This is a genomic window from Streptomyces sp. BHT-5-2 (genome assembly GCF_019774615.1).
Taxonomy (GTDB): Bacteria; Actinomycetota; Actinomycetes; order Streptomycetales; family Streptomycetaceae; genus Streptomyces.
The window spans coordinates 2,441,172-2,465,998 of sequence record NZ_CP081496.1 but is presented as its reverse complement, the minus strand read 5'-3'; the positions used below and the strand labels follow the sequence as shown (position 1 = coordinate 2,465,998).

The window sequence follows — 24,827 nt, the reverse complement described above, 5'->3', positions numbered from 1 at the left end:
CGGTGTTCCGGGTGCCGGGCGGTGGGCCCGGCCGGGTCAGAAGTTGCCCAGGCCGCCGCAGACGTTGAGGGCCTGGGCGGTGATCGAGGCGGCCGTGTCGGTGACCAGGTAGCCCACGAGGCCGGCGACCTCTTCGGGGGTGGAGTAGCGGCCGAGCGGGATCTTGGCCTGGAACTTCTGGAGGATCTGCGCCTCGTCGGTGTCGTAGGCGGCGGCGTAGCCCTGCCGCACGCGCTGCGCCATCGGCGTCTCGACGTAGCCCGGGCAGACCGCGTTGACGGTGATGCCGGTGGGCGCCAGCTCGTTGCCCAGCGCCTTGGTGAAGCCGACCACCCCGTGCTTGGACGCGGAGTAGGGGGCGCCGAGGACGACGCCCTGCTTGCCCGCCGTGGAGGCGATGTTGATGATCCGCCCGCTGCTCTTGTCGCGCATACCGCCGCTGGTCAGCACCTCGCGGGTCATCCGGAAGACGCTGTGGAGGTTGGTGTCGATGACGTCGAGCCACAGCTCGTCCGTGATGTCCGCCGTGGGGCCTCCGCCGCTGCGGCCCGCGTTGTTGACCAGGATGTCGACGGTGCCGTAGCGGTCCACGGCGGCCTGTACGAACCGCCGCACGTCGTCGGGGGAACGGACGTCGCAGTCGGTGCCGTCCACCTCCAGGCCCTCGGCGCGCAGCTCCTTGACGGTGGCGGCCACGTTCTCGGCGCTGCGGGCGCAGAAGTAGACGCGGTGGTGCTGGGCGGCCAGCAGCCGGATGACGGCCAGGCCGATGCCGCTGGTGCCGCCCGTGACGAGGGCGACCCGGCGCTCGTGGTTCGACATGTCTCTCCAATGCAGGTGTACGAGGGGCGGCGCCGTGCGGGGGCCGAAGGCGGGCGTCGGCCCCGCGTCGGCACGGCGCCGGCGGATCAGGCGGCGGACGCCCGCAGGCGGGCGTTGACGGCCTCCAGCAGGTCCCGCGGGGTCCTGGCGTCGGCCAGGGCGCTGTCGTCGAGCGCGATGTCGTATTCGCGCTCGATGCGGCTGGCGGTCTCCAGCAGGGCCAGGGACTCGTACCCCAGCTCCTCGAAGCCGGCGTCGAGGATGTCGCCGTCGAGGTCGGTGCCCTCGGCGGTGCCCGCTCCCTCGCGCAGGATCCGGCGCAGGTCGTCGAGGGTGAAGATCTCGTTCACGATGTCGCTCCTGTCAGGGTTCGGTCAGCTGTGTCAGACGCCGCCCGCCTGGGGCGCGCGCACGATCAGGGCGGAGTTGAACCCGCCGTGGCCACGTGCCACCACCAGGGCGGCCCGCACGCACGCGGGACGCGCCCGGGTCACCAGGTCGATCTGGTACGCGGGATCCGGTGTGACGTTGGGCGTCGGGGGGATCAGGCCGTCGCGGATGGCCAGCAGGGCCGCGGCCAGGTCGAGCGGGGCCCCGCCGGAGTACAGCCGGCCGGTCATCGTCTTGGGTGCGGTGACCGGTACACCCCGGCGGCCGAAGACGCCCGAGACCGCCTGGGCTTCGATGCGGTCCAGCTCCGGTACGGCGGCGGCGTCCGCGAAGACCACGTCCACCTCGTCGGGCGCCATCCCGGCGTCGTCCAGGGCGAGTTGGATGGCCCTGCGCAGGCCGGGCGGGCGCCCGCTGCCGGGGCCGGGGTCGAAGGTGGAGCCGTAGCCCGCTATCTCGCCGTAGATCCGCGCCCCGCGCTCCCGTGCGGACTCGCCGTCCTCCAGGATGTGCAGGGCACCGCCCTCACCGGGCACATGGCCGCGCGCCGCGCGGTCGAAGGGAAGATAGGCGCGGTCGGGGTCCTCGCTGGTGCTGATCCGTTCGCTGGTCAGCTGGGCGACCCAGCCCCAGGAGCAGATCGAGGCGTCCACACCGCCCGAGACGATCAGGCGGGTTCCCCGGCGGATCTGCCGGCGTGCCTGGGCGATCGCGTCCAGGCCGCCCGCCTGGTCGCTGACCAGCACGCCGCTGGGGCCCTTCATCCCGTTACGGATCGAGATCTGCCCGGAGTTGACGGCGTAGAACCAGGCGAAGGACTGGTAGGCGCTCACGTACTGCCCGCCCTTGCTCCACAGCGCCCGCAGTTCGTTCTGCCCGAACTCGAAGCCGCCGGACGCGCTGGCGGTGACCACTCCCATGTCGAACTCGGGCAGTTCGGCGGGCTTGATGCCGGCGTCGGCCAGCGCCCAGTCCGCGGCCACCAGCGCCAGGCGCGTCATGCGGTCGGTCTGCGGCAGCAGCCGGTTCGGCAGGTGCTCCTCGGCGTTGAACCCCGGAACCTCGCCGGCGAGCCGGGACGGGTAGGGGCTCGGGTCGAACCGGCTGATGCGGCCGATGCCGCTGCGGCCGATCCGGGTGGCCTCCCAGTACGGGCCTGTGCCCAGTCCGTTGGGTGCCGTGACGCCGATGCCGGTCACCACGACGGGCGCCGTCATGCCGTCCTCCTCTCGGGCCCGGTGAGCACCATGGCGCTCTGGAATCCCCCGAATCCGCTGCCTACGGTGAGCACCGTGTCGGTCTGCCAGTCGCGGGCGACCAGCGGTACGTAGTCCAGGTCGCACTGCGGATCGGGGGTGTGCAGGTTGGCTGTGGGCGGTACGACGTCGTGCTTCATCGCCAGCACGGAGGCGGCGATCTCGATCGAGCCGATGGCCCCCAGGGAGTGGCCGATCATCGACTTGATGGAGCTGACCGGGGTCCGGTACGCGTGCTCGCCCAGGCTCCGCTTGACGGCGGCGGTCTCGTGCAGGTCGTTCTGCTTGGTGCCCGACCCGTGCGCGTTGACGTAGTCGATGTCCTCGGCGGTCATCCGCGCCTCGTCGAGCGCGACCCGGATCGCCTCGGCCATCTCCGCGCCGTCCGGCCGCAGTCCGGTCATGTGGAAGGCGTTGCAGCGGGTGCCGTAGCCGGCGATCTCGGCGTGGATCTCGGCCCCGCGCTTCCGTGCGCTCTCCAGCTCCTCCAGGACGAACACCGCGGACCCCTCGCCCAGGACGAAGCCGTTGCGCGTGGCGTCGAACGGGCGGGAGGCCTGGGCGGCCTCGTCGTTGCGCGGGGTGGTGGCCTTGATCGCGTCGAAGCAGGCCACCGTGATCGGCGAGATCGGGGCTTCCGTCGCGCCGGCGATCATGACGTCAGCGGAACCCTCCCGGATCAACTCGCAGGCGTACCCCACGGAATCCAGGCCGGACGTGCAGCCGGTCGACACCACCGAGGTCGGCCCCTCGGCGCCGACCGCCCAGGCCACCTCGGCGGCGAACGAACTGGGCACGAAGGCGCCGTACAGGTGCCGGGGCGCGTAGGTGTGGTCCACCAGCTCCAGCCGTCCGCTGTCGCTGACGACGCGGTACTCCTCGTCCAGGCTCATCGTCGCGCCGACGGCGCTGCCGATGGTGACTCCCGTGCGGTAAGGGTCCAGCGCCCCGTCGTGCAGTCCGCTGTCCTCCAGGGCCTCGCGGGCCGCGACCACGGCGAACTGGGCGGCGCGGTCCATGCGCCGGACGTCCTGGGGGCCGAGCCCGTGCGCGGCGGGATCGAAGTCGATCTCGGCCGCGACGCGCGAGCGGAAGGGGGCGGGGTCGAAGAGCGTGATGCCCCGGGTGGCGGTGCGGCCCTCGCTCAGCAGGCTCCAGAAGTTCTTGACACCGAGAGCCCCTGGGGCCAGCACTCCGATGCCGGTGACGGCGACCCGTCGCCCGGTCACTGGCCCGCCTGCCAGTGGTAGAAGCGGGTCGCCATCGCGTCGGCCGGTGAGCGCCAGGTAGCCGGGTCGTACGCCTCGATGAACGGCTTGAGGTCCTCGCTGATCCGGACGAACCGCGGGTCGCTCTTCGCCTCCTCGATGCGCTCGCCCCCGTTGTCGGACTCGAAGTCCTGGAGGTGGAAGTACAGGCCGCGGTACGAGAACAGCTGCCGGCGGCGGGTCCCCATCAGGTGCGGCATCTCGGTGCCGTCGAAGGACGCGAAGAGACGGCTGACGTCCTGGCTCGCACCAGGCTCCATCCGCGCCACGATCAGCGTGCTGTGCATGATTAGCCTTTCTGCTTCGGGAGTTCACGCGCGGGACCGAACCAGCGCTCCAGGGAGGCGGCGAGCGAGTCCGTGCTCCCCGGCGCCAGCCAGGCGACGTATCCGTCGGGCCGGACGAGCACCGCCGTGGCGCCCGCCAACCGGCCCTGGCCGGGGGCCTCGTGCGTGGTGGCCGACACGATGGCCAGCCGGTCCGACCAGCCCTCGGCGCTCGCGCGCAGCGCGGCGTCACCGGCCAGGTCCAGCAGCACGCCGCGGGCGGGGTGCAGCAGTTCGGTGCTGCTCGTCTTGGTGTCGTCGACGACCAGTTCCAGGTGCGGCATGCGCATACCGAGGAGCGGGTGGTCGCCCTCGCCCACGTCGTAGCGGATCTCCAGCCCCGAGACCATCCCGGCCAGGTGACGGCTGACGACGTCGTAGCGGATCAGCTCGGCGAGCACGTCCCGCACCGGCTGCATCTCGTCGCCGCTCAGGAAGAGCTTGCCCTGCGCACTGGTGTTCATGAGGAGCCTGCGGCCGACCGGGTGCCGCTCGGAGTGATAGGTGTCGAGCAGGCTCGACGGGGCCCGCCCTGCGACCACGGCCGCGAGCTTCCACCCCAGGTTCACCGAGTCCTGAATGCTGGCGTTCATGCCCTGGCCGCCGGCCGGGAGGTGCACGTGCGCCGAGTCGCCGGCCAGCAGCACCCGGCCCCGGCGGTACTCGGTGACCTGACGGGCCGGGTCGCCGAACGCGCTGACCCACACCGGCTCACCGTGCGAGATGTCCTGCCCGGTCAGCCGTTGCCAGGCCGCCGCCACCTCTTCGTAGGCGGGCGGTTCGGTGCGCCGGCGCGGCGGGGCCCCCTGCTCGCACACGATGATGCGGTCCACCCCGTCGCCGAGCGGCGCGGACATCACCATGCCGCGTGCCACCGTCTCCCCGATCGGCCGGGGCTCGATCTCGCAACCGCGCACGTCCGCCAGGAACATCTCGCGGGTCGCCGAGGTGCCCGGGAAGTCGAAGCCGCCGGACTTGCGGATGGTGCTGCGCCCGCCGTCGCAGCCGACCAGGAACCGGGCCCGCAGGGTGTACGTGCCCTCCGGGCCGGCCACCTCGACGTCCACACCCTCACCGTCATCGGTGAACGACACGACCTCGTGGCCTCGTCGGAGGTCCGTGCCGAGCCCGGCCGCCCACTCCTCCAGGATCGCCTCGGTCCGCGACTGCGGAACGGCCTTCACGCCGTAGTGCGCGCCGTCGAGAATCGAGAAGTCCACGGGCTGGCCGCCGAAGTGGCCCTGGGCACTGGTCTCGATCTCGCCGAACCTGGGCAGCAGACCGCGCTGGTCGAACACCTCCATCGTGCGGGCGGTGAAACCCAGTCCCCGCGATTCACCGGTGGGCGCGGGCAGCCGCTCCAGAACGATGACGTCGGTACCCGCGAGACGGAGTTCCCCGGCGAGCATCAGCCCGGCCGGACCAGCGCCCACGACAATGACAGATGCATCCATATATCTCTCCCTGAACGTGTCCGAACTGATTCCACCGAGAACGCGGTTCACCTGACACGCCCAGCCACGCACGCCAAGGAAGGAAGGCGTTGGGAAGTGCCGCGCAAGAAGGTGGCGTCTTCCTCTCGGGAAACGCACTCAGATGGGATCCGACATGCATGTGACGGCAGCGCGAAAGCAAAGGAAATCGCCGCGAAAACCGGACCAGGCCGGCGGAGACAGTGCATCGGAAGTTAGTGAATAGCTTCTTCGCTACCACCTACAGAGATCAACACCAGTCCTTCAAAAGCCGCACAACAAGTAGCCAGGAGACCGGCAGGATCGACAGTGGAGCGCCAGCGAAACGTCAACTGACTGACAACTTGTGATGGGGGCCACAGCCTGGCGTGACGGCACGGACGGGACTTCACACACCACAGGACGTCAGCTTGCAGAAACTTGGAATGCACGAGGAGATCGCACGGTGACCGCAAAGATTCCACGGACTTCTTGCCTTCGGCTCCGGGGCTCGCATTAGCTGAAGGAGTAGTCGACGAGGGGAATCGGTGGATGACCACGGAAACATCCTGTGCGGCCGCGACGACCACCGTGTGCGGGGGAACCGCGTGCCGGGAGACGCACACCGCCGAACGTGCCGCGTGCCGGGTGGCGAGCGGATACCGGCTGTGCCCGCGCTGTCAGGCCGGGCTGCGCTCCGCCCTGCGGAACCTCCCCGCGCTGTACGAGGAGTGCGGCCTTCTGCTGACCGGTTCCCGCACTCCGCAGGAGAAGACCTCCGGCGGCCCGCTCCCCGGAATGCGGCTCAACGGCCGCGCGGTCGAGGCGCGGTCCGCGGTACTGAGGGGGCTGGCGAGCTGGGCGGGCCTGGTCGCCGGGGAGCGGACGCTGACCGCCCCGCGGCGGACCGTGCCGGCGCTGGCGATGTTCCTGGAGCATCACCTGGACTGGCTCTGCCGCCACCCGGCCGCCGCCGACTTCTCGTACGAGCTCGGCCGTCTGGAGCGGGCCGCGCGCCGGATCGCCTCCCCCGCCCAGCCGCGCCGGGTGCCGGTCGGCAGATGCGTCGAACCGGGCTGTCCCGGCACGCTCAGCACGACGGTGGACACCGGCCGCTCCGAGGGGCGCGGTATCCGCTGCGACGCGGTCCCCGAGCACCGCTGGGAGGAGCACCAGTGGCTCCACCTGCGCGAACGCATGAGGCAGCCCGGGCACCCCGGGCAGTCGGCGCACGGGGGGAACCACCCACCGCGCTGGCTCAGCCCGCAGGCCGTCTCACGGCTCTGGGGCATTCCGTCGGGCAGCGTCTACCGACTGGCCAGTCAGCACAAGTGGGAACGCCACCGGAAGGACGGCCGGACGTACTACGCCGAGGCGGATGTCCGGCGCGCTCTGAGCCCCCGGAAGGACCCTCGTACGGAACCCTGAACGACGGCCGCCAGGGCGGGCCTTCACCAACGAAGGAAACGGAAGCGGCGCCGACAAGGGAAAGGGCAGCGGTGAACGTCACGCCACCGCTGCCCCAGCCCGTCAACTCGGCTTCGTCGTCAACTCCATATGTTCGTCAACTCTGTTGTGCGCCGCCGAACCGGAATCCGACTCCGCGCACGGTGATGATCCATTCACTTGAACCGAGCTTGTTGCGCAGGGTTCCGACGTGCGTGTCGATGGTGCGGGCGATATTGGAACCCAGGGCTCCGCCGGGGAGTGACGCTCCCCAGACCTCGGTCATCAACTGCTCCCGCGAGAACACGGTCGTCGGCTGCGAGGCCAGGAACTGAAGAAGGTCGAACTCCTTGCGCGTCACCTTGACCTGGGTGTCGTGCAGATAGACCTCGCGACGGTCCCGGTCGATGTGCAGTGGACCGTGGGAGAGGCGCCGGCTGCGTATGGCCCTCGGCCGGATACGACGCATGATCGCCTCGATCCGGGCGACGAGTTCGCGGAATCCGAACGGCTTGACGAGGCAGTCGTCGCAGCCCGCCTGAAGGCACAGCACCCGGTCGAGTTCGGTGCCGTGGGAGGTGAAGGCGATGATGGGCATGTCGCTCGTGGTGCGTATGCTGCGGCAGACCTCCAGGCCATCGACATCGGGAAGCTCAAGATCAAGAATCAGGAGATCGTATTCCTGGTAGGAACCCAGGGTGCCGGCGCCCGTATCGGCTATCTCCGTCTCATATCCGTGGCGTCGCATGTGCTGACGGAGTGATTTCGCGGATTCGCAATCAGGTTCCGCTACTAATACCCGCATCTGACCCCCGGTTTCTTGGTGCTCTGTTCGCGCGTCAACTGTGAGAAGAGCGTCGGAGCGCATGGAGATAGCGGATAGGACCCCGCGAGAGAACGTCAGGGAAGACGGACCGACACAATTCCGACATTGATTCCGCCCCCGTTCACGCCAGATCCCCGTGTGTCGCATTTCACTTGCGCAGCCATCGGGCCGCGCGACCCGCGCCCCATGAGCTCGCGTATCCCACAACCCGCTGATCAACATAACAAGCAGGCTTGTCTATTTGTCAAGGAAGATTCTCGATGCACGCAGGTGACGGGCCAGCGTTTTTGATGCTCCGTTAGGAGTGTGCACGCACTACTCGGTGGCGTGATGACATCTCACTGGCGCGATCACGTCGAATTACGACGTTGGGATTCGTCTCATGTGGCGAGTCCGGTGTCGCTCGCGACAGGCCGGGGCGCCCGCGAGGTCGTCGTTCCCCCGGGACCGCGCCGCGCGGCCGACGAAGTCGTCGGTTAACAAGCGACTCTGTATGTCTCTACAGTGAGTAACGCGCGACAGGTGGCGATAGGCGCGACAGGTAGCGGTACGCGGAATCCGGGCCGCTGATGTTCCGTCAGCCTATGAGTGTCGCGGGCCGCGCCCAGCCGGGGCGGGCTTCCTGCGGACCGTCGGCCGGCGGCTCGGTCGCCTCTTCGCCCCGCCCCCCGGCGGGCATCCCCGCGAGCCGTTCCCGCAGCCGGCGTTCGGCCTGGTCCAGGACGAGCTGCAGGGACATCAGCAGCCCGGGAACCGCCACGGCGGGCAGCAGGTACCTCCAGAGCGTGGCCACGCGTCGGGTCAGCCCGGACTCCTGGCCCACCCGGAACAGGCTCACGGACGCGCACGACCCCACCAGCACATCCGCGACCTCACCGGGGTCGGCGCTGGGCACGATCTCGCCGGCCTCCTCCGCCTCACGCAGCAGCCCCAGGATCACCTCACGCACATCGCCCCCCTCGGGCAGCACCGCGCCCTGGTACTCCAGCTCCGTTCGCAGGCGTACGGAGGCGCGCGTCACCACGTCCGTCTGCAGCCGGTACGCGTGCTCCAGGCTGAAGTCGATCAGGCTCTGCAGCACCAGCCGGCGCCGCGACGGCAGCAGGACATCGCTCCCCTCCGTGAGCACCGCGAGGGCGAGGTCCTGCTTCGAGGCGAAGTGGAAGTACAAGGCGCCCCTGGTCACATGGCACCGGGACAGGATTTCGGTGGTGCTCGTCCCTTCGTACCCCCGCTCGCAGAAGACCTGCGCCGCCGTCTCGACGATCAGGCGACTGGTCTTCAGCCCTCTGACTTGTTGTGCCATACAACCCCCACTTTCCGGTGCTCAACGACCCGTCCCAGACGTCGCCCGCGCACCGGCGGGGCTCACGACCCGTGTGGGACGGAACCACCGCCGGTGCGCGGGGCGATTCCCGGCACAGAGCATCGTCGCCCATTTCGCACGGTCAACACCACCGATGTAAACGGGCCACCGCCGGTCACAGCCGGCAACAGGCATACGCGATCGATCAGTCGAGAGCGGACGCGTCCGTCCGCGTCCCGCGCCGGTCCGGCCGCGGGGAGCCCTCCGCGCCGCGGGGTTCCGCGGCCCCGTCCTCGGCCGGGTCGCTCGAAGTGGCGTCCAGCCCCGCGGTGCCCGGGCTGTCGGCGGGTTCGGACTGCGGGCCGTTCGACGCGCGCAGCGGGACCTCGCGCACCAGAAGCGCGGCCACCACCGCGACGAGGGAGAGCACGCCGGCGAGGAGGAACACCCGTCCCGTCCCGTCGACGACCCCGTGCTCGTACGCCGTACGGGCCGCGTGCGGAAGCTTCTGCAGAACAGCCGGATCCGGCCGAGCGGCCGAGTCGCCGCCGGGCACTCGCGCCACACCGCTCGCGAACATCGTGCCGCTGACGGCGACGCCGACGGAACTGCCGAGGGTGCGGGCGAGGGTTGCCGTGGAAGAGGCCACACCGATGTTGCGGACGTCGGCGCTCTGCAGCGAGACGAGGATCGTCGTCTGCGTCAACAGGCCGATGCCCGCGCCGAGTACGGCCATGAAGACCGCGGAGAGCGCGGGGGCGGTCCCGATGGTCATGCGGCTGAGCAGCAGGGTGGCGACAGCGAGCAACCCGCCGCCCGAGACGATGAAGGCCTTGTACCTGCCCGTGTTGGTGATCGCCCGTCCCATGAACGCGCTCACGATCACCATGGAGCCGAACATGGGCAGCAGCAACAGCCCGGAGTTGGTGGCCGAGGCACCCTGGACGACCTGCTGGAAGATCGGCAGGAACGTGATGCCGCTGGTCATCACGCACCCCAGGAGGAAACCGATCACGGTGACCAGGGAGAAGTTCCGGCTGGCGAACAACCCCAGTGGAAGCATCGGTTCGGCCACCCTCCGCTCCACGTACAGGAGGGCCGCCACGGCGAGCACCGCCACGCCGATGAGCGTGAGCACCATGGGCGAGCCCCAGCTGTAGTCCCGTCCGCCCCATGTGGTCACCAGCACAGCGGCCATGATCGCGACGGTCAGCAGCATCACCCCGCCGTAGTCGATCCGGGCACGGGAGCGCTGCCTGGGCAGGCGCAGGACCGACATCATCAGTATCCCGGCGACGCCCAGCGGGACGTTCACGTAGAAGCACCAGCGCCAGCCGAGGCGGTCGGTGATGATGCCGCCGAAGAGCGGCCCACTGATCATGGCCAGACCCATCACAGCGGAGATCACGCCCTGGTACCGGCCCTGCTGACGCAGTGGGATGACGGTTCCGATGACCGCCATGGCGCCGACCATCAGGCCGCCGCCGCCCAGCCCCTGCAGCACCCGGAAGGCGACCAGCTCCATCACACTCTGGGAAAGTCCGGACAGTATCGAACCAAGCAGGAAAACGGCGACAGAGGCCATGAAAGCGCCCTTGCGCCCCCACATGTCGCTGACCTTTCCCCATACCGGGGTCGAGATGGCGATGGCGAGCATGTAGGCCGTGACCACCCACGAAAGTCGGTCGACGTCGCCCAGTTCGCCGACGATCCTGGGCATGGCCGTACCGAGGATGGTGCCGTCCAGGGAGCCCAGCAGCATGGCGATCACGGCCGCGCTCAGGACCAGGTATAACCGGCCGCCCCGCAGTTGCGGAGGCGACTCCTCCGACGGAAGTCCTTCCTCTGACCGCACTTGGTCCACAGCCTTCGCCTCCTTGCCACAGGACGAGAGTGCCCGCCCGGCTTACTTGCCAACAGGTAGGTTTGATCGTTTGAACGATAGGACCCCACCCATGGGGCGTCAACAACAAACTTGCCAACAGGTAAGTTAGCGCCGCGGCCGTTCCGTTGTGCAGGCGCGGTTCTTCCCGCCGAGCCAGTGGCCCCGCACCAGATCGCTCTGGCCGTGCTCGCTGTGCTCCACCCTGACCAACGCCTCGCGGACACAGCCGGCGCCTACGCGGTGGCGGCCTCGGCGGTGCGGCACCGGCTGTTCGAGGCCATCCACCTCCTGGCCGCCCGTGCCGAACGCCGGGAGCGCGCGCTCCAGAAGACCGCGAGACGGGGCGCCACGGTGGTGCTTGTCGACGGCACCCTCATCCCCACCCAGCGCCGCCGCGGACGCGAGGACCGCAAGAACCATTCCGGCAAGAGGAACAAGAGGAAACAACACGGGCTGCACCTGCTCGCGCCGACCGACGAACACGGCAACCTGATACGGGTTTCGGCCACCCGGCCGGGCCGCACCCACGACGTCACCGCCGCCCGCGCGCAGCCGGTCCGGCCGCCTTCGCCGACCTCGGCTCCCACGGCCTCGACGACGCCCCGGACAACCCCGTCGTCCTGACCGGCTACCGCGCAAGCCGGGGCCACCGCCTCACCAAGGCCCAGAAGGAGGCGAACAAGCTCATCGCCCGCGAACGCGCCGCGAACGAGCACGCGTTCGCCGACCTGAAGCGGTGGCGCGCCACCAGTCGACGGGGTTGTCGGCGTGCTGGAGCAGATATGGGGAAGTCTCATGAGCCAGGCGGTTCGGCATGAGGCCGTCCTCTTCCAACGGGGCCGCGGGTGCCGGGAGAGGCGGGCGTTGTCCACAGCCCTGCCGGAATCGGTCCGGGCGCGGAAGACTGTCCGTACGGCGGTGATCACGCCGGGGCGAGCCGCGGCGGCACGGGCCGGCGCGGGCGTGTTCCGGTGAGCCGCCGGCGACTGATGGTCCGCCAGGACTGCTGGCGACTGCTGGAGGGGGAAGGACATGCCGGGCGAAGGGGCAGAGCTGCGCGACGGCCACCGCAAGGACGCGGACGCGCTGCTGGTGCGGACGGTCGAGGAGGAGGTGCGCCGCTCGGGCGGCCGGCTCGACGGGCCGGCGCTGCTGGGCAGGGCCCGGGCGGCCCTGGACGAGCTGGCCGCCGCCGCGGCGGAGGAGTACGGGGCGTACTCGCGCGCGCTTGACGAGGCGGCGGCCGGCCGGCGGCCGTTGGCCCAGCGGCTGTCACGCAAGGAGCTGGCCACCCCGGTGGTGGCGTCCGCGGTGGCCGCGGCGGCCGCCCTGGGGGTGGATCTGGCGTACGGCACGGGCGGCGGGCCGGCGCTCGGTGCGGGCGCCGCGGCCCTGGTGGCGGGCGCGGCGGCCACGGTCGTGAAGCTGACCGCCGGCCACCTCCCCGCGGCCCACCGCCAGGCCGGCATGCGGGGCCAGCCCGGCGGCCCGGAGCAGTTGCGGCTCCAGTGGCTGACGGCGCTGGAGGTGCGCGGCGTCCGGCCGTTCCTGGACCAGCAGCGGATGCTGACCGCGGCGGCGCGGGGCGGTGGCCCGTCCACGGCCCAGTCGGCGGGGAAGGGCTCACGGGGCCCGCAGCTGCGCGGCGCGGACCGCAGCGCGGCGGCCCGCCGGCGGTCGGTCCTGGACCGGTCGTTCACCCAACTCCCGCAGCCGGACGGCCCGTTCGCCGGCCGCCGGGCGGAGCTGGCGCGGATCGTCCAGTGGGTGCAGGCCGGCCGGGCGAGCACAGAGACCCGGCCGACGGTGGTGGTGCTGCACGGCGAGCCCGGCTCGGGGCGGACGGCGCTGGCGGTGCGGGCGGCGCATCAGCTGCGGGATCAGTTCCGCGCCGCGTGCCTGGTGGATCTGCGCGGCGACACCCCCGGCGAGGTGCCGCTGCCGACCCGGGACGCGCTGCTGCACCTGCTCAACCGCCTCGGCGCGCCGCGCGAGCAGCTGCTCTTCCGCGAGCGCCCCTCCCAGGAGCAGCACGTCCGCCGGCTCACCGAGATCTACCACCAGCATCTGACGGGGCTCCCGGTGGCGGTGCTGCTGGACGACGCCTCGGACGCCGAGCAGGTGCGGGCCCTGGTGCCGGAGCGCTCCGACAGCCTGGTCCTGGTCACGTCCCGTACGCCGCTGGAGCTCCCCGCGGAGCTGGCGGCGCGGGTGCACCACCTCCCGGTGGCCGCGCTGGACGCGGCGGGCGTGGAGGAGCTGCTGCGGTCGGCGGCCCCCTCCGGGCCGGAGGCGGCGGACGGCGCGGGTCCGTACGACGCGCAGGCGCTCGACCGGATCTCCGAGCTGTGCGCCGGCCTGCCGCTGGCCCTGCGCGCGGCCGGTTCCGCGCTGGGCGACCGCTCCGCCGCCGCGCTGGCCGACGAGCTGGCGGCGGCCGACACCGCGGGACCGGTGGAGCGGGTGCTGGCGCTGCGCTATGCCGACCAGCCGCCGCAGGCCCGGCAGTTGCTGCGCCGGCTGGCCCTGGTGGGGCGGGCGAGCCTGGGCGTCGCCGCCGCGGCCGCGCTGCTGGGCGTCCCCGACGCTGAGGCGAAGCGCCGGCTGACGGAGCTGGCCGGGGCCGGCCTGCTGGAGCACGTCCGCGGCGCCCGCTACCGCCTGCACCCCCTGGTGCACCGCTTCGCGCACGCCCGGCTGACGGACGAGGAGGAGCCGGCCGAGCGCGCCGCCGCCCAGGAACGGCTGATCCGCGGCTATGCCGAGCTGGCCGACGCGGTGATCCGGCTGGTCGACGGCAACACCTCCACCCGCGCCGACCGCTTCGGCCCGCACGGCTTCCCGTCCCTGGACGCGGCCCTCCAGTGGCTGGACGACGAGACCAGCTTCATCACCGCCGCCCTCCGCCACGCCGACCAGGAGGTCGACCAGGACGCCGTCTCGCATCTGCTGGGCGCGCTGTGCGACTACTGCCTGCTGCGCGGCGACCTCTACCGGCTGGGCGAGCTGAGCGAGCTGACCCAGGCGGCGGGCCAGGGGCTGCTGGTGCGCTCGGTGCAGTGGCGGACCGGCGTCGCGGCCCGCCAACTGGGCGAGCTGGACCGCGCCCGGACGACGCTGTCGTCGGTGGTCGACCTCTATTTCGAGGCGCAGCACCCGGTGGGCGCGGCCCGCGCGCTGCGCGATCTGGGCATCACCCTCCAGCAGCAGGGCAGCCTCACCGAGGCCGCGGCCAAGCTGCGGGAGGCGCTGGATCTCCAGGCCGGCCCGGAGATGCGCGGCGACCGTGCCTGGACGCTGCACGCGCTGGCCGCGGTGGAGCGCGACCGGGGCCGGCTCCCCGAGGCCCTGGAGATGCTGCGGGAGTCGATGGCGCTCCATGAGGAGAGCGAGAGCCTGCACGGCCAGGCGTGGGCGCACTTCCAGCTCGGCCAGGTCCATCTGCGGCAGGGCGACGTCCCGCGCGCCGAGGAGGCGCTGACGTCCGCGCTGGAGCTGTACGGCCGCACGCACGACGACCGCGGCACGGCCTGGGCGATGACCCAGCTGGCGCGGGCCCGCCTGGTGGCCGGTGATCCCGGCCCGGCCGCCGACCAGCTGCATCGCGCGCTGCCGCTGCACCGCCAGCACGAGGACGTCCGCGGCGAGGCGTGGACGATGTACCACCTGGGCCAGGCGCTGGAGGAGCGCGGTGAGCGCGATGCGGCGCTCCGCCAGCTGGAGCGTGCGCGCAACATGTTCAGCCGCATGCAGGACGCCTACGGCCTGGCCTGCGCCCGGCACCACGCGGGCCGGGTGACCCGGGACCTGCGGGCCGAGCAGACCGGTTCGCTGCGCAACAGCGGCTTCGCCCGGCAGCTGCTCCAGGACGCCCGGAAGGACTTCCAGCGGATCGGGGTGGCGCACGGCGAGGCGTGGTCGCTGCTGGAGCTGGTGGTCGTCGACGCCGGCAACGGCCGGGCCGCCCAGGCACTGGCGCTGGCCGACGAGGCCGCGGAGCTCTTCGCCGGCTACGGCGACCGGCGCGGTGCGGACTGGGCGCGGTTCCTGCGGTGCACGCTGCTGCCGTTCGCCTCACCGGGCGGTTCGGTGATCGGCACGGCGGTGGCCCAGGAGGAGCTGGCGCAGCTGGTGCAGGAGCGGCACGACGGCCGGGACGCCAAGCTGGCGGAGTCCGCGCAGACCTTCGCGCTGCTGCTGGAGCGCGGGATCGAGCCGGAGACGGGATGGCAGGGCTGGCGGCTCGGCATGGTGCCGGACCGCCAGGCCAGGGAGATCATGGCGATAACCGCGGCGTCCGCGGCCGCGGAGTGACACCGGCGGCGCGGTGACGGCGGCCGCGGCGTGACGGCGGGGCGTGCCACCCGTCGGGGCAGGCGAGAGCCCCGGCCCGCGACACGGCTCGCCGACCGCTCGGCCCGGTGGGCCGCCGGATCGGTCCACCGGCCGCCGCCCGGTGCGCACGCCCGTGCCCCGGGACCTGGTGCCCCGGCGCCGGGCCGTCAGCTGGTCTTCGGCTTCGGGGCCGCGGCGGCCGGGGCGGTGGTGTCCGCCCGGCCGTCCTCCGGGGTCTCCTCGAAGTCCACCTTGCGCATGTGCTTGTTCATGGACTTCATCAGCAGCCACACGGCACCGCCGATGACCGCGAAGACGATGAAGCCGAGGACGCCGGGGGTCACCTTGTCCTTGTCGAAGTTGTCGGCAAGGGTGACGAAGTGCGTCAGGGCGAGGGTGCTGGTCGCGCTCATCATGGGCTCAATTGTTGCGGATGCCCGCGAAGAGGTCGTCCTCGGGGAGCGAAGTGTCCACGAGGGACTTCGCGAGCTCGTATTCCTCCGTCGGCCAGACCTCGCGCTGGATGTCCATCGGCACCCGGAACCACCCGCCGTCGGGGTCGATCTGGGTGGCGTGGGCGATCAGCGCCTTGTCACGGATCTCGAAGAAGTCGGCGCAGGGGATGTAGGTGGTCAGCGTGCGCTCGCGGCGCTCGAACTGCTTCCAGCGCTCCAGCCACTCGCCGTAGGGCGACTCCATGCCGCGCTCCAGCAGCGCCTCGTGCAGCGCGATGGTGCGCGGCTTGTTGAAGCCCTGGTTGTAGTAGAGCTTCTGCGGCTGCCAGGGCTCGCCGGCCTCCGGGTACTTCTCCGGGTCGCCGGCCGCCTCGAAGGCCACCATCGTGATCTTGTGGGTCATGATGTGGTCCGGGTGCGGGTAGCCGCCGTTCTCGTCGTAGGTGGTGATGACCTGCGGCTTGAACTCACGGATCAGCTTCACCAGGCGCTCGGCCGCGGCCTCGACGTCCTGGAGGGCGAAGCAGCCCTCGGGCAGCGGCGGCAGCGGGTCGCCCTCGGGCAGCCCGGAGTCGACGAAGCCCAGCCACTCCTGCTTGACGCCCAGGATCTCCCGGGCCTCGTCCATTTCCTTCCTGCGCACCTCGTGGATGTGCTCCTCGATGTACGGGTCCCCCTGGAGCTTGGGGTTGAGGATGGACCCCCGCTCGCCCCCTGTGCAGGTGACGACCAGCACGTCCACCCCCTCGGACACGTACTTGGCCATGGTGGCCGCACCCTTGCTCGACTCGTCGTCGGGGTGGGCGTGGACCGCCATCAATCGCAGCTGCTCAGTCAAGACTCGATCCTCAGTGAAAGGCCGGAGAAGATGCCTCCTATAGTGACCGAAGCGAGGGGGCGCTGTATTCCCTGGGGCGGGGACCCCCCGGGGGTCCGACGCTTCCCGGTCCCGAGCAGGAGGATGGATCATGACCGCGGTGCGCGAAGGGCTCCCCGAGGGACGCTACGGCCGCTCCGCGGACCAGCGCGCGGACCGCAAACTCAAGATCGTCGGCTCGGTGCTCGGTGTGCTGCTGCTCGGCGTGGTCGGCTGGCTGGGCGTCTCGTACATCTCCGGGCAGGACCTCAGCGGCCGGATCATCACCTGGGACGCGGTCTCCGACCACGAGGTCAAGGTCCACCTCGAAGTGGTCAAGGGCACGGACGACACCGGCGTGTGCACGGTCCGTTCGCAGGCCACCGACGGCTCCGAGGTCGGCCGCAAGGACGTGACCGTCGACCAGCGCTCCGGCCAGGTCGACACCGAGGTCACGCTGCGCACCACGAAGCGGGCGACCAACGCCGTCCTGGTCGGCTGCACCGGCTCCGCGGCCGGCAAGGGCTGACCCCGGCGGGGGCCGGCGCGGCCCGGCGGGACGTCGCGCCCGCGCCGTGCGGAAGGCCCTGGTGACTCGAACGGTCGACCCCCGCGCCCGGCCCGATCGCCCCTGATCAGCGACGATGCAATCGCGCGCCAACACTGTGAAATTCCTCTTCCCCCTTTTGTGCCGGAATTGTTAGGCTCGTGGTTTCGCCCACCTGTGAAGGCGCAAACCTTCCTGGTAGGGCGTTTGATTTATCCCCAGTACCGACGAGGAGCACCTGTGACCCAGACCAGCGAGAACGTCACCTGGCTGACCCAGGAGGCGTATGACCAGCTCAAGGCCGAGCTGGAGTACCTGTCTGGTCCCGCACGCGCCGAGATCACCGAGAAGATCCAGGCGGCCCGCGAGGAAGGTGACCTGAAGGAGAACGCCGGGTACCACGCGGCCAAGGAGGAGCAGGGCAAGCAGGAGCTGCGCGTCCGCCAGCTCAAGCAGCTGCTGGAGTCCGCGAAGGTCGGCGAAGCCCCCAAGGCCGACGGCACGGTCGCCCCCGGCATGGTCGTCACCATCGCGTTCGACGGAGACCCGGACGACACCCTGCGGTTCCTGCTGGCCTCGCGGGAGTACGCGAGCACGGACATCGAGACGTACTCCCCGCAGTCGCCGCTGGGGAACGGCGTGAACGGCAAGAAGATCGGCGCCGACGCCGAGTACGAGCTGCCCAACGGCAAGAAGGCGACCGTGAAGATCCTCGACGCCAAGCCCTACTCCGGCTGAGCGGCGCGGCACACGGATCCCCCAAGCCCAGCGGAAGCGGCCCGGAGCACACTGTTCCGGGCCGCTTCCGCGTGTGCGGGCGGGGCGCCGGCCGGACCTTGAGCCGGCGGCCCGGGCGTCGGGCGGTCGCCGATCAGGCGGACGCCGAGCGGTACTTGCGGACCGCCAGCGTCCGGAAGACCACGATGATCACGACGGACCAGAGCGCCGAGGCCGGCACCGGGTGCTGCATGGGCCAGGCGTCCGGCACCGGATAGCCCTGCGGGATGTTGCCGAAGAGCTCCCGCGCCGCCTGCACGGTGGAGCTGAAGGGGTTCCACTCGGCGAAGTGCCGCAGCACCGTCGGCATGTTGTCGCTGGGCACGAACGCGTTCGAGATGAACGTCAGCGGGAACAGCCAGAGCAGCCCGCCGGAGGTGGCGGCCTCGGGGGTGCGCACGCTCAGCCCGATCAGGGCGCCGATCCAGGAGAACGCGTAACCCAGCAGGAGCAGCAGGCCGAAACCGGCGAGCACGTTGCCGAAGTTCTCGTGGACGCGCCAGCCGACCAGGAGGGCGACCAGTGCGAGCACCACCAGGGTCAGCGCGGTCTGCACCAGGTCGGCGAGGGTGCGTCCGGTGAGCACCGCGCCACGGGCCATGGGCAGCGAGCGGAAGCGGTCGATCAGCCCCTTGTGCATGTCGTCGGCGATCCCCGCGCCCGCTCCGGCGGTGGCGAAGGTGACGGTCTGGGCGAAGATCCCGGCCATCAGGAACTCGCGGTATCCGGAGGGGCTGATGCCCGCGCCCGGGACGTTGATGGAGCCGCCGAACACGTAGCTGAACAGCACCACGAACATGATCGGCTGGATCAGCCCGAACACCAAGACCTCGGGAATCCGGACCATGCGAGTTACGTTCCTGCGGGCGATGACCAGGGAGTCGCTGATGCCGCTCACTTCGCCGGCTCCTTCCGGGTTCCCCGGGCGACCGCCTCGCCCGCCGTATGACCGACCGCACTCATCGCACGCCCTCCTTCGAGCCCACCGCACCGGCCTCGGCGCCGTCGGCCTCGCCGTTCGCCGTCTCCGTCTCCGTCTCGGCGGCGTGCCCGGTCAGCGCGATGAAGACGTCGTCGAGGGTCGGGCGGCGCAGCCCGATGTCGTCGATCTCCACCGCGCGGGTGTCCAGTTCGCGGATGACCTCGGCGAGCAGCTTGGCGCCGCCGGTCACCGGGAACGTGAGCTTCCGGGTGTGCTGCTCGACCGCGCCCTCGCCCTTGGCGACCGCGCGCAGCACCTCCTCCGCCACGGTCAGCTGCTCGGGCGTGTGCACCACGACCTCGATCCGCTCGCCGCCGGTGCGGGCCTTGAGCTGGTCGGAGGTGCCGCGGGCGATGACCTTGCCGTGGTCGACGACGCAGATGTCGTGCGCGAGCCGGTCGGCCTCCTCCAGATACTGGGTGGTGAGCAGCAGGGTGGTGCCGCCGGCGACCAGCTCCTGGATGACGTCCCAGAGCGCCTGGCGGTTGCGCGGGTCCAGGCCGGTGGTCGGCTCGTCCATGAACATCACGGGCGGGCTGACGACCAGCGCGGCGGCCAGGTCGAGCCGGCGGCGCATACCGCCGGAGTAGGTCTTGGCGGTGCGGTCGGCGGCGTCGGCGAGGTTGAACCGCTCCAGGAGCTCGTCGGCCCGGCGCTTGGCCGCGCGCCCGCCCATCTGGTAGAGCCGCCCGGCCATCACCAGGTTCTCCCGGCCCGTCAAGTACTCGTCGACGGCGGCGAATTGACCGGAGAGGCCGATGGAGCGGCGCACCGCGTCGGGATGCGCGAGCACGTCGATGCCGGCGACCCGCGCGGTGCCCCGGTCGGGCCGCAGCAGGGTCGTCAGGACCCGGACGGTGGTGGTCTTGCCGGCACCGTTCGGGCCGAGCAGTCCGAGGACGGTGCCTTCGGGAACGTCGAGGTCGACGCCGTCCAGCGCCCTCACCTCGCCGAACGTCTTCACCAGACCTTCGGCGTAAATGGCGCCTGGCATATGGATACCCCCATGGAGTGGGCTTGCTTCCAGGTCGGGTCGATCGGGTCGGTGGGTCGGTTGATTCGGTCGGGCCGGTGCGGTCACTGCGATCGCCGCGGCGGATTGGGCGGACATGCCGAATCGTACGTTTTGGAGGCTTACTCGGCCTGACATTCGGCTTACGGGAGCCGCACGCTTCGGCGCCGTCCCGAAACCCACCGCGAAAGCCACGCGAATCCCACCGTGGACGCGCTGCATCGCCAAGCGTGGGCGGCGGGCCGGCCGCCCCGCCGCTTCAGAGCGCGACCACGTCGTAACCGGCCTCGCGCAGCGCCTCGGTCACCTCGGCGCAGTGCTCGGGCCCCTTGGTCTCCAGGTGCAGTTCGACCTCGACCTCGGTGAGGCCGAGCCGGGGGTCGATGCGGACGTGCCCGACGTCCAGGACGTTGGCGTCGGCCACGGTGAGCACGCCGAGGAGGTTGGCCAGCGCGCCCGGGCGGTCGGTGAGGCGGACCCGGAACGAGAGATAGCGGCCGGCGGCGACCATGCCGTGGCGGAGGATCCGCTGCATCAGGAGCGGATCGACGTTGCCGCCGGAGAGCACCGCGACGACCGGGCCCTCGAAGGAGCGGGGCGCGGACAGCAGCGCCGCGACCGGGCTCGCGCCGGCCGGCTCCACCACCATCTTGGCCCGCTCCAGGCACAGCAGCAGGGCGCTGGACAGCTCGTCCTCGGTGACCGTGCGGACCTCGGCCACCAGCTCCCGCACGATGCCGAACGGCACGTCGCCGGGCCGCCCCACCTTGATCCCGTCCGCCATCGTCGCCAGCGGGTCGATCGCCACCGGGCGCCCGACGGCCAGCGACGGCGGGTAGCAGGCGGCGGCCGCGGCCTGCACCCCGACCACCCGCACGTCCGGCCGCAGCGCCCTGACCGCGAGGGCGACGCCCGCGGCCAGACCGCCGCCGCCCATCCCGACGACGACGGTGCGCACCTCCGGGCACTGTTCGAGGATCTCCAGGCCGACCGTGCCCTGACCGGCGATGATGTCGCGGTGGTCGAAGGGGTGGATGAAGACCGCGCCGGTCTTTCGCGCGTACTCCTGGGCGGCGGCCAGCGTCTCGTCCACGACCTGGCCCTGCAGCCGGACCTCGGCGCCGTACTCGCGGGTGGCGGCGACCTTCGGCAGCGGGGCGCCGACCGGCATGAAGACCGTGGAGGCCACGCCCAGCAGGGACGCCGCGAGGGCCACCCCCTGCGCGTGGTTTCCGGCGCTGGCCGCCACCACGCCGGCGGCCCGTTGCTCCGCCGAGAGCCCGGCGATCCGCACATACGCGCCGCGGATCTTGAACGAGCCGGTGCGCTGGAGGTTCTCGCACTTCAGGTGGACGGGGGCGCCCACCAGCCGCGACAGATAGCGGCTGCCCTCCATGACCGTGGTCCGTGACACCCCGGAGAGCAGTTTCTGCGCCGCGCGCACGTCGTCGACCGTGATCCCGGCGAGCGCCGCCGGTGCGGCGGTCGCGGACCCCGGAGGCTGGGACGGCGTATGCGGCGTGTGGTCGGCCATGCGGCCAGTCTCGCAGTTCGGCCACCTACCGGTCTTTTCCGGCCGGATGGCGGACACCGGGGGCCGGAAGGGCCGCCGCGGCCGTACGGAAGGAGCCGTACGCGGCAGCGCCAGTACGGGCCGGGCCGGCGCCGCGTACCCTGTCTTCCCCATCCATGCCCACTCCTTTTGAAGCGAGCCCCGGCCATGCCCACCTCTCCGGACATGACGACCCACACCGACACCGCTCTTCTCGACGCGCTGCAGCACCAAGTGGCCGTCTTCGCCCGCCGCGCCGAACAGAGCAGGCTCGGCGGCGTCGGGCAGGCGCGCAACTCCATGGACCGCGCCGCCTATCTGCTCCTCAACCGCCTCGACCAGGAAGGCCCGATGGGCGTCAAGGCCCTGGCCTGCGGGATGGGGATCGACTCCTCGACCGTTACCCGGCAGGTCGCGCCCCTGGTCGACGCCGGACTGGTCAGCCGCACCACCCACCCCGAGGACGGCCGCGCCGTGGTCCTCGAACTGTCCGAGCGCGGCCTCGCCCGCCTGGAGGAGGTACGGGCCTCCCGGCGCGCGCTGATGGCGATGGTGACGGAGAAGTGGACCGAGGAGGAGCGCGACGCGTTCACCACGCTCCTGACGCGCTTCAACACCTCCCTCGCCGAAATCACCGCCCTGTCACCGGCCGGGCCTCCTACGTCGTCCTGACGGGGGTGGCGGGCGCGTGCGGGGGCGCGGAACCGGGTGAGAACCATGGCCGGGGGCGGGGGCCCGGCCACGGCGGTGGTGCGGGCGCGCGCCGTTCCGGGCCGGGCATGTGTCACACCTCCCGGCACACCTCTTGACCCCGGCCGCGGACTGCCGTGCCATGGGGCCAGGGCGCCCTGGCGGCGGTCCGACGGGTGCTGGGTACCGGGCGCGGCGGGTGCCGCCGCCATGGAGCCGGGGCGCCGGACGTCCGTCATCCAGGAGGGCGCGGTGGGAGAGCGACGGTGGGCGCGGGAGCGGCACCGGGCCCGGGAGTTCGAGGCGTTCACCGCGGGCGCGGCGGGCCGACTGCTGCACGCCGCCGCGCTGCTCACCGGCGAGCCCGCGGGCCGACCGGCCCCGGTGGCCGAGGAGTTGCTGCTCGTCGCGCTGGCGCGGACGTACGCCGGCTGGGACCGGCTGTGCGGCGAAGATCCCTACGAGTTGGCCCGGCGGGAGCTTGCCACATCCTTCGCGCACACCGCGTGGCGGCATCGCCGGCCGCGGGGCGGGCTGCTCGCCCGGCTGACTCCGCGCGAGCGCCTGGTGCTCGTACTCCGGCTCCACGAGGACGTGGCCGAGGAGCAGACCGCGGCCCAACTCGGGCTGCCCGCAGAGCGGGTGAGCACCCTCTGCCGGCACGCCGTCGCCGAACTGCGCAGCCACGGACCGGAACCGGCCACGGCACTGCCATGAGCGGACCGGAGGGGGACGCGACACGGCGGGAGGCGGCGCCGCGTGGTGCGGCTTCGAGGGACTCCGCGTCGAGGGACGCGATGTGGCGTGACACGGTGCGGTCGGGCGGCGCCGAGCCGGACATGACGCGGTCGGGCGCCCCCGTGACCGGATGGAGCACGCCGCCGCAGGAGACCGGGCGGCCGGAGTGGCGGGCACCGGACCGCAAGGAGACCGAGGCCCGCCGGATGCTGCGGGCCGGGCCGTATCCGTCCGTTCCCCCGGACCTGGCCGCACGGGCCGCCGCCCGGGGCCACCGACTGCTGGTCCGGCGGCGCCTGTTGCACCGCGGCGGATCGCTGCTCGTCCTGCTGGCGCTGCTGGCCCTCCTCACCTGGGCGGGAGTCGACCAGCCCTGGCGCCCACCACCGGCCCGCACCACCCCACCGGTCGAGGGGTATTGACGGGTGGGCCGGGGTGGCGCCGGCGCGCCACCCGGGCCCACGGGCCGGGGTGGCGCGGGACGACGTCCCCGGAGCAGGGCGCGCCTCCGAGGCCGGCCCGCGCCCCGGACCGGCTCAGCCCAGCGCCTGCGTGAGGTCGGCCAGCAGGTCGTCGGCGGACTCGATGCCGACCGAGAGGCGCACCAGGTCGGCCGGGACCTCCAGCGCCGAACCGGCCGTCGAGGCGTGCGTCATCCGCCCCGGGTGCTCGATCAGCGACTCCACGCCGCCCAGCGACTCCCCGAGGGTGAACAGCTTGGCGCGGTTGCAGACCTCCACCGCCGCCTCCTCGCCGCCCGCCACCTGGAACGACACCATGCCGCCGAAGGACCGCATCTGCTTGGCGGCGATCTCGTGGCCGGGGTGCTCGGGCAGCCCCGGGTAGTAGACCCGGGTGACCTTCTCGTGGGAGGTCAGCAGCTCGGCGACGCGCGCCGCGTTGGCACTGTGCCGGTCCATCCGGACGGCCAGCGTCTTGATGCCGCGCATCACCAGCCAGGCGTCGAACGGCCCGGCGATCGCACCCATCGCGTTCTGGTGGTAGGCCAGCTCCTCGCCGAGGGTGTCGTCGTTGACGACCAGCGCGCCGCCGACCACGTCCGAGTGGCCGCCCATGTACTTGGTGGTGGAGTAGACCACCACGTCGGCTCCGAGGGCCAGCGGCTGCTGGAGGTAGGGGCTGGCGAAGGTGTTGTCGACCACCAGGCGGGCCCCGGCGTCGCGGGCGACCCCGGCGAGCGCCGCGATGTCGCTGATGCCGAGCAGCGGGTTGCTGGGCGTCTCCACCCAGATCGCCTTCGTACGGGGCCGCAGCGCGTCCCGGACGGCCTGCGGGTCGGAGGTGTCGGCCACCGACCACTCCACGCCCCACCGCTCGACGACCTTCGCGAACAGGCGGAACGTGCCGCCGTAGGCGTCGTTCGGGATCACGACGTGGTCGCCCGGCGCGAGCAGGGTGCGCAGCAGGCAGTCCTCGGCGGCGAGGCCGGAGGCGAAGGCCAGGCCGCGGCGGCCGCCGTCGAGGGCGGCGAGGTTCTCCTCCAGGGCGGTGCGGGTCGGGTTGGCGCTGCGGCTGTACTCGTAGCCGCCGCGGAGGCCGCCCACGCCGTCCTGCTTGTAAGTGGAAACCTGGTAAATGGGCGGTACCACCGCGCCGGTCGCCTGGTCGGGCTCCTGACCTGCATGGATGGCAAGGGTTTCGAAGTGCTGGTGGCGCTTGTCGCGCTGATCGCTCATGCCTGCCGAGGGTAGTCGGCCGCGCGACCGAACTTTCCGGAACTTATCGCTTCACTCGATAGTGGATACATACGAGAGAACGAGACAACGGGAGACCGCTCGGCGGCCGGCACGTGCGGGCCGCGCACCGGGCTGCGGCCATACCGCCGCCGCACCGTCCGCCCGGCGGTCTCCCACCCGCCACCCCGCCCCCCGACAGAACCGACGGAA

The 24,827-nt window shown here is 71.7% G+C and carries 23 protein-coding genes and 1 pseudogene; 8 read left to right on the top strand and 16 right to left on the bottom strand.

Going from position 1 to position 24,827, the window contains the following annotated elements:
- Positions 1 to 36: 36 nt before the first annotated feature.
- The 6 genes from K2224_RS10980 to K2224_RS10955 form a co-directional block, all read right to left on the bottom strand.
- The gene (locus K2224_RS10980) at positions 37 to 822 is read right to left on the bottom strand and encodes a 3-oxoacyl-ACP reductase (RefSeq protein ID WP_221906379.1); all 786 of its coding nucleotides are present in this window, start codon (positions 820 to 822) and stop codon (positions 37 to 39) included.
- An 86-nt stretch (positions 823 to 908) separates the two neighbouring features.
- Positions 909 to 1,172, bottom strand: a complete 264-nt coding sequence (locus K2224_RS10975; protein ID WP_399018264.1) for an acyl carrier protein — start codon at positions 1,170 to 1,172, stop codon at positions 909 to 911.
- A 33-nt stretch (positions 1,173 to 1,205) separates the two neighbouring features.
- Complete coding sequence (locus K2224_RS10970; RefSeq protein ID WP_221906378.1) at positions 1,206 to 2,429, bottom strand: ketosynthase chain-length factor; 1,224 nt, start codon at positions 2,427 to 2,429, stop codon at positions 1,206 to 1,208.
- Positions 2,426 to 3,697: a beta-ketoacyl synthase gene (locus K2224_RS10965; protein WP_221906377.1), complete on the bottom strand. Its 1,272-nt coding sequence runs from the start codon at positions 3,695 to 3,697 to the stop codon at positions 2,426 to 2,428. The genes K2224_RS10970 and K2224_RS10965 overlap by 4 nt, the downstream gene beginning before the upstream one ends.
- Positions 3,694 to 4,023, bottom strand: a complete 330-nt coding sequence (locus K2224_RS10960) for a TcmI family type II polyketide cyclase (protein WP_046929078.1) — start codon at positions 4,021 to 4,023, stop codon at positions 3,694 to 3,696. The genes K2224_RS10965 and K2224_RS10960 overlap by 4 nt, the downstream gene beginning before the upstream one ends.
- Positions 4,024 to 4,025: 2 nt before the next feature.
- Positions 4,026 to 5,516: an FAD-dependent monooxygenase gene (locus K2224_RS10955; RefSeq protein ID WP_221906376.1), complete on the bottom strand. Its 1,491-nt coding sequence runs from the start codon at positions 5,514 to 5,516 to the stop codon at positions 4,026 to 4,028.
- Positions 5,517 to 6,065: 549 nt separating this feature from the next.
- On the opposite strand from K2224_RS10955, the gene K2224_RS10950 reads away from it, so the two are divergent.
- A complete protein-coding gene (locus tag K2224_RS10950; protein ID WP_221906375.1) occupies positions 6,066 to 6,941 on the top strand; it encodes a helix-turn-helix domain-containing protein in 876 nt (291 codons plus the stop codon).
- 136 nt (positions 6,942 to 7,077) lie between these two features.
- On the opposite strand, the gene K2224_RS10945 is transcribed toward K2224_RS10950, so the two are convergent.
- From K2224_RS10945 to K2224_RS10935, 3 genes are all read right to left on the bottom strand, one after another.
- A complete protein-coding gene (locus K2224_RS10945) occupies positions 7,078 to 7,764 on the bottom strand; it encodes a response regulator transcription factor (protein WP_221909582.1) in 687 nt (228 codons plus the stop codon).
- A gap of 598 nt (positions 7,765 to 8,362) precedes the next feature.
- Positions 8,363 to 9,091 carry a ScbR family autoregulator-binding transcription factor gene (locus K2224_RS10940; protein ID WP_221906374.1) on the bottom strand — a complete coding sequence of 243 codons (729 nt, stop codon included), beginning with the start codon at positions 9,089 to 9,091 and terminating at the stop codon, positions 8,363 to 8,365.
- Between the two features lie 205 nt (positions 9,092 to 9,296).
- Positions 9,297 to 10,853 (bottom strand): MDR family MFS transporter, encoded by a 1,557-nt coding sequence (locus K2224_RS10935; RefSeq protein ID WP_260693437.1) that lies wholly within the window; start codon positions 10,851 to 10,853, stop codon positions 9,297 to 9,299.
- Between the two features lie 306 nt (positions 10,854 to 11,159).
- Here K2224_RS10935 and K2224_RS10930 point away from each other — a divergent pair, with 306 nt between their 5' ends.
- Positions 11,160 to 11,600, top strand: a complete 441-nt coding sequence (locus tag K2224_RS10930) for a transposase (protein ID WP_221906373.1) — start codon at positions 11,160 to 11,162, stop codon at positions 11,598 to 11,600.
- A gap of 120 nt (positions 11,601 to 11,720) precedes the next feature.
- Here K2224_RS10930 and K2224_RS10925 read toward each other — a convergent pair.
- Positions 11,721 to 11,792 (bottom strand): annotated as a pseudogene (locus K2224_RS10925) (DUF255 domain-containing protein); the annotation flags it as partial.
- A 216-nt stretch (positions 11,793 to 12,008) separates the two neighbouring features.
- Here K2224_RS10925 and K2224_RS10920 point away from each other — a divergent pair.
- A complete protein-coding gene (locus K2224_RS10920; protein WP_221906372.1) occupies positions 12,009 to 15,290 on the top strand; it encodes a tetratricopeptide repeat protein in 3,282 nt (1,093 codons plus the stop codon).
- Between the two features lie 188 nt (positions 15,291 to 15,478).
- Here the strand turns inward: K2224_RS10920 and K2224_RS10915 are convergent, their stop codons facing one another.
- A complete protein-coding gene (locus K2224_RS10915) occupies positions 15,479 to 15,727 on the bottom strand; it encodes a hypothetical protein (RefSeq protein ID WP_221906371.1) in 249 nt (82 codons plus the stop codon).
- 4 nt (positions 15,728 to 15,731) lie between these two features.
- Positions 15,732 to 16,604, bottom strand: a complete 873-nt coding sequence (mca, locus tag K2224_RS10910) for a mycothiol conjugate amidase Mca (RefSeq protein ID WP_221906370.1) — start codon at positions 16,602 to 16,604, stop codon at positions 15,732 to 15,734.
- Positions 16,605 to 16,734: 130 nt separating this feature from the next.
- Here mca and K2224_RS10905 point away from each other — a divergent pair, with 130 nt between their 5' ends.
- Together K2224_RS10905 and greA are read left to right on the top strand one after the other, a co-directional pair.
- Complete coding sequence (locus K2224_RS10905) at positions 16,735 to 17,151, top strand: DUF4307 domain-containing protein (RefSeq protein WP_221906369.1); 417 nt, start codon at positions 16,735 to 16,737, stop codon at positions 17,149 to 17,151.
- A gap of 258 nt (positions 17,152 to 17,409) precedes the next feature.
- Positions 17,410 to 17,907 carry a transcription elongation factor GreA gene (gene greA / locus K2224_RS10900; protein ID WP_221906368.1) on the top strand — a complete coding sequence of 166 codons (498 nt, stop codon included), beginning with the start codon at positions 17,410 to 17,412 and terminating at the stop codon, positions 17,905 to 17,907.
- A gap of 133 nt (positions 17,908 to 18,040) precedes the next feature.
- Here the strand turns inward: greA and K2224_RS10895 are convergent, their stop codons facing one another.
- The 3 genes from K2224_RS10895 to ilvA all read right to left on the bottom strand — a co-directional run bounded on the left by K2224_RS10895 (position 18,041) and on the right by ilvA (position 21,474).
- Entirely contained in the window at positions 18,041 to 18,793 is a 753-nt protein-coding gene (locus K2224_RS10895) for an ABC transporter permease (protein ID WP_260692508.1), read from the bottom strand.
- Positions 18,794 to 18,905: 112 nt separating this feature from the next.
- On the bottom strand, positions 18,906 to 19,922 hold the full coding sequence (locus tag K2224_RS10890) for an ATP-binding cassette domain-containing protein (protein WP_221906366.1): 1,017 nt from the start codon (positions 19,920 to 19,922) through the stop codon (positions 18,906 to 18,908).
- Positions 19,923 to 20,199: 277 nt separating this feature from the next.
- Positions 20,200 to 21,474, bottom strand: a complete 1,275-nt coding sequence (ilvA, locus tag K2224_RS10885) for a threonine ammonia-lyase (protein WP_260692507.1) — start codon at positions 21,472 to 21,474, stop codon at positions 20,200 to 20,202.
- Between the two features lie 186 nt (positions 21,475 to 21,660).
- On the opposite strand from ilvA, the gene K2224_RS10880 reads away from it, so the two are divergent.
- The 3 genes from K2224_RS10880 to K2224_RS10870 all read left to right on the top strand — a co-directional run bounded on the left by K2224_RS10880 (position 21,661) and on the right by K2224_RS10870 (position 23,342).
- On the top strand, positions 21,661 to 22,164 hold the full coding sequence (locus K2224_RS10880) for a MarR family winged helix-turn-helix transcriptional regulator (protein WP_221906365.1): 504 nt from the start codon (positions 21,661 to 21,663) through the stop codon (positions 22,162 to 22,164).
- Between the two features lie 270 nt (positions 22,165 to 22,434).
- Entirely contained in the window at positions 22,435 to 22,899 is a 465-nt protein-coding gene (locus tag K2224_RS10875; protein ID WP_221906364.1) for a sigma factor-like helix-turn-helix DNA-binding protein, read from the top strand.
- A gap of 143 nt (positions 22,900 to 23,042) precedes the next feature.
- Positions 23,043 to 23,342 carry a hypothetical protein gene (locus tag K2224_RS10870; protein WP_260692506.1) on the top strand — a complete coding sequence of 100 codons (300 nt, stop codon included), beginning with the start codon at positions 23,043 to 23,045 and terminating at the stop codon, positions 23,340 to 23,342.
- A gap of 114 nt (positions 23,343 to 23,456) precedes the next feature.
- Here K2224_RS10870 and K2224_RS10865 read toward each other — a convergent pair whose 3' ends face one another.
- A complete protein-coding gene (locus tag K2224_RS10865; protein WP_221906363.1) occupies positions 23,457 to 24,617 on the bottom strand; it encodes a cystathionine gamma-synthase in 1,161 nt (386 codons plus the stop codon).
- Positions 24,618 to 24,827: the final 210 nt, after the last annotated feature.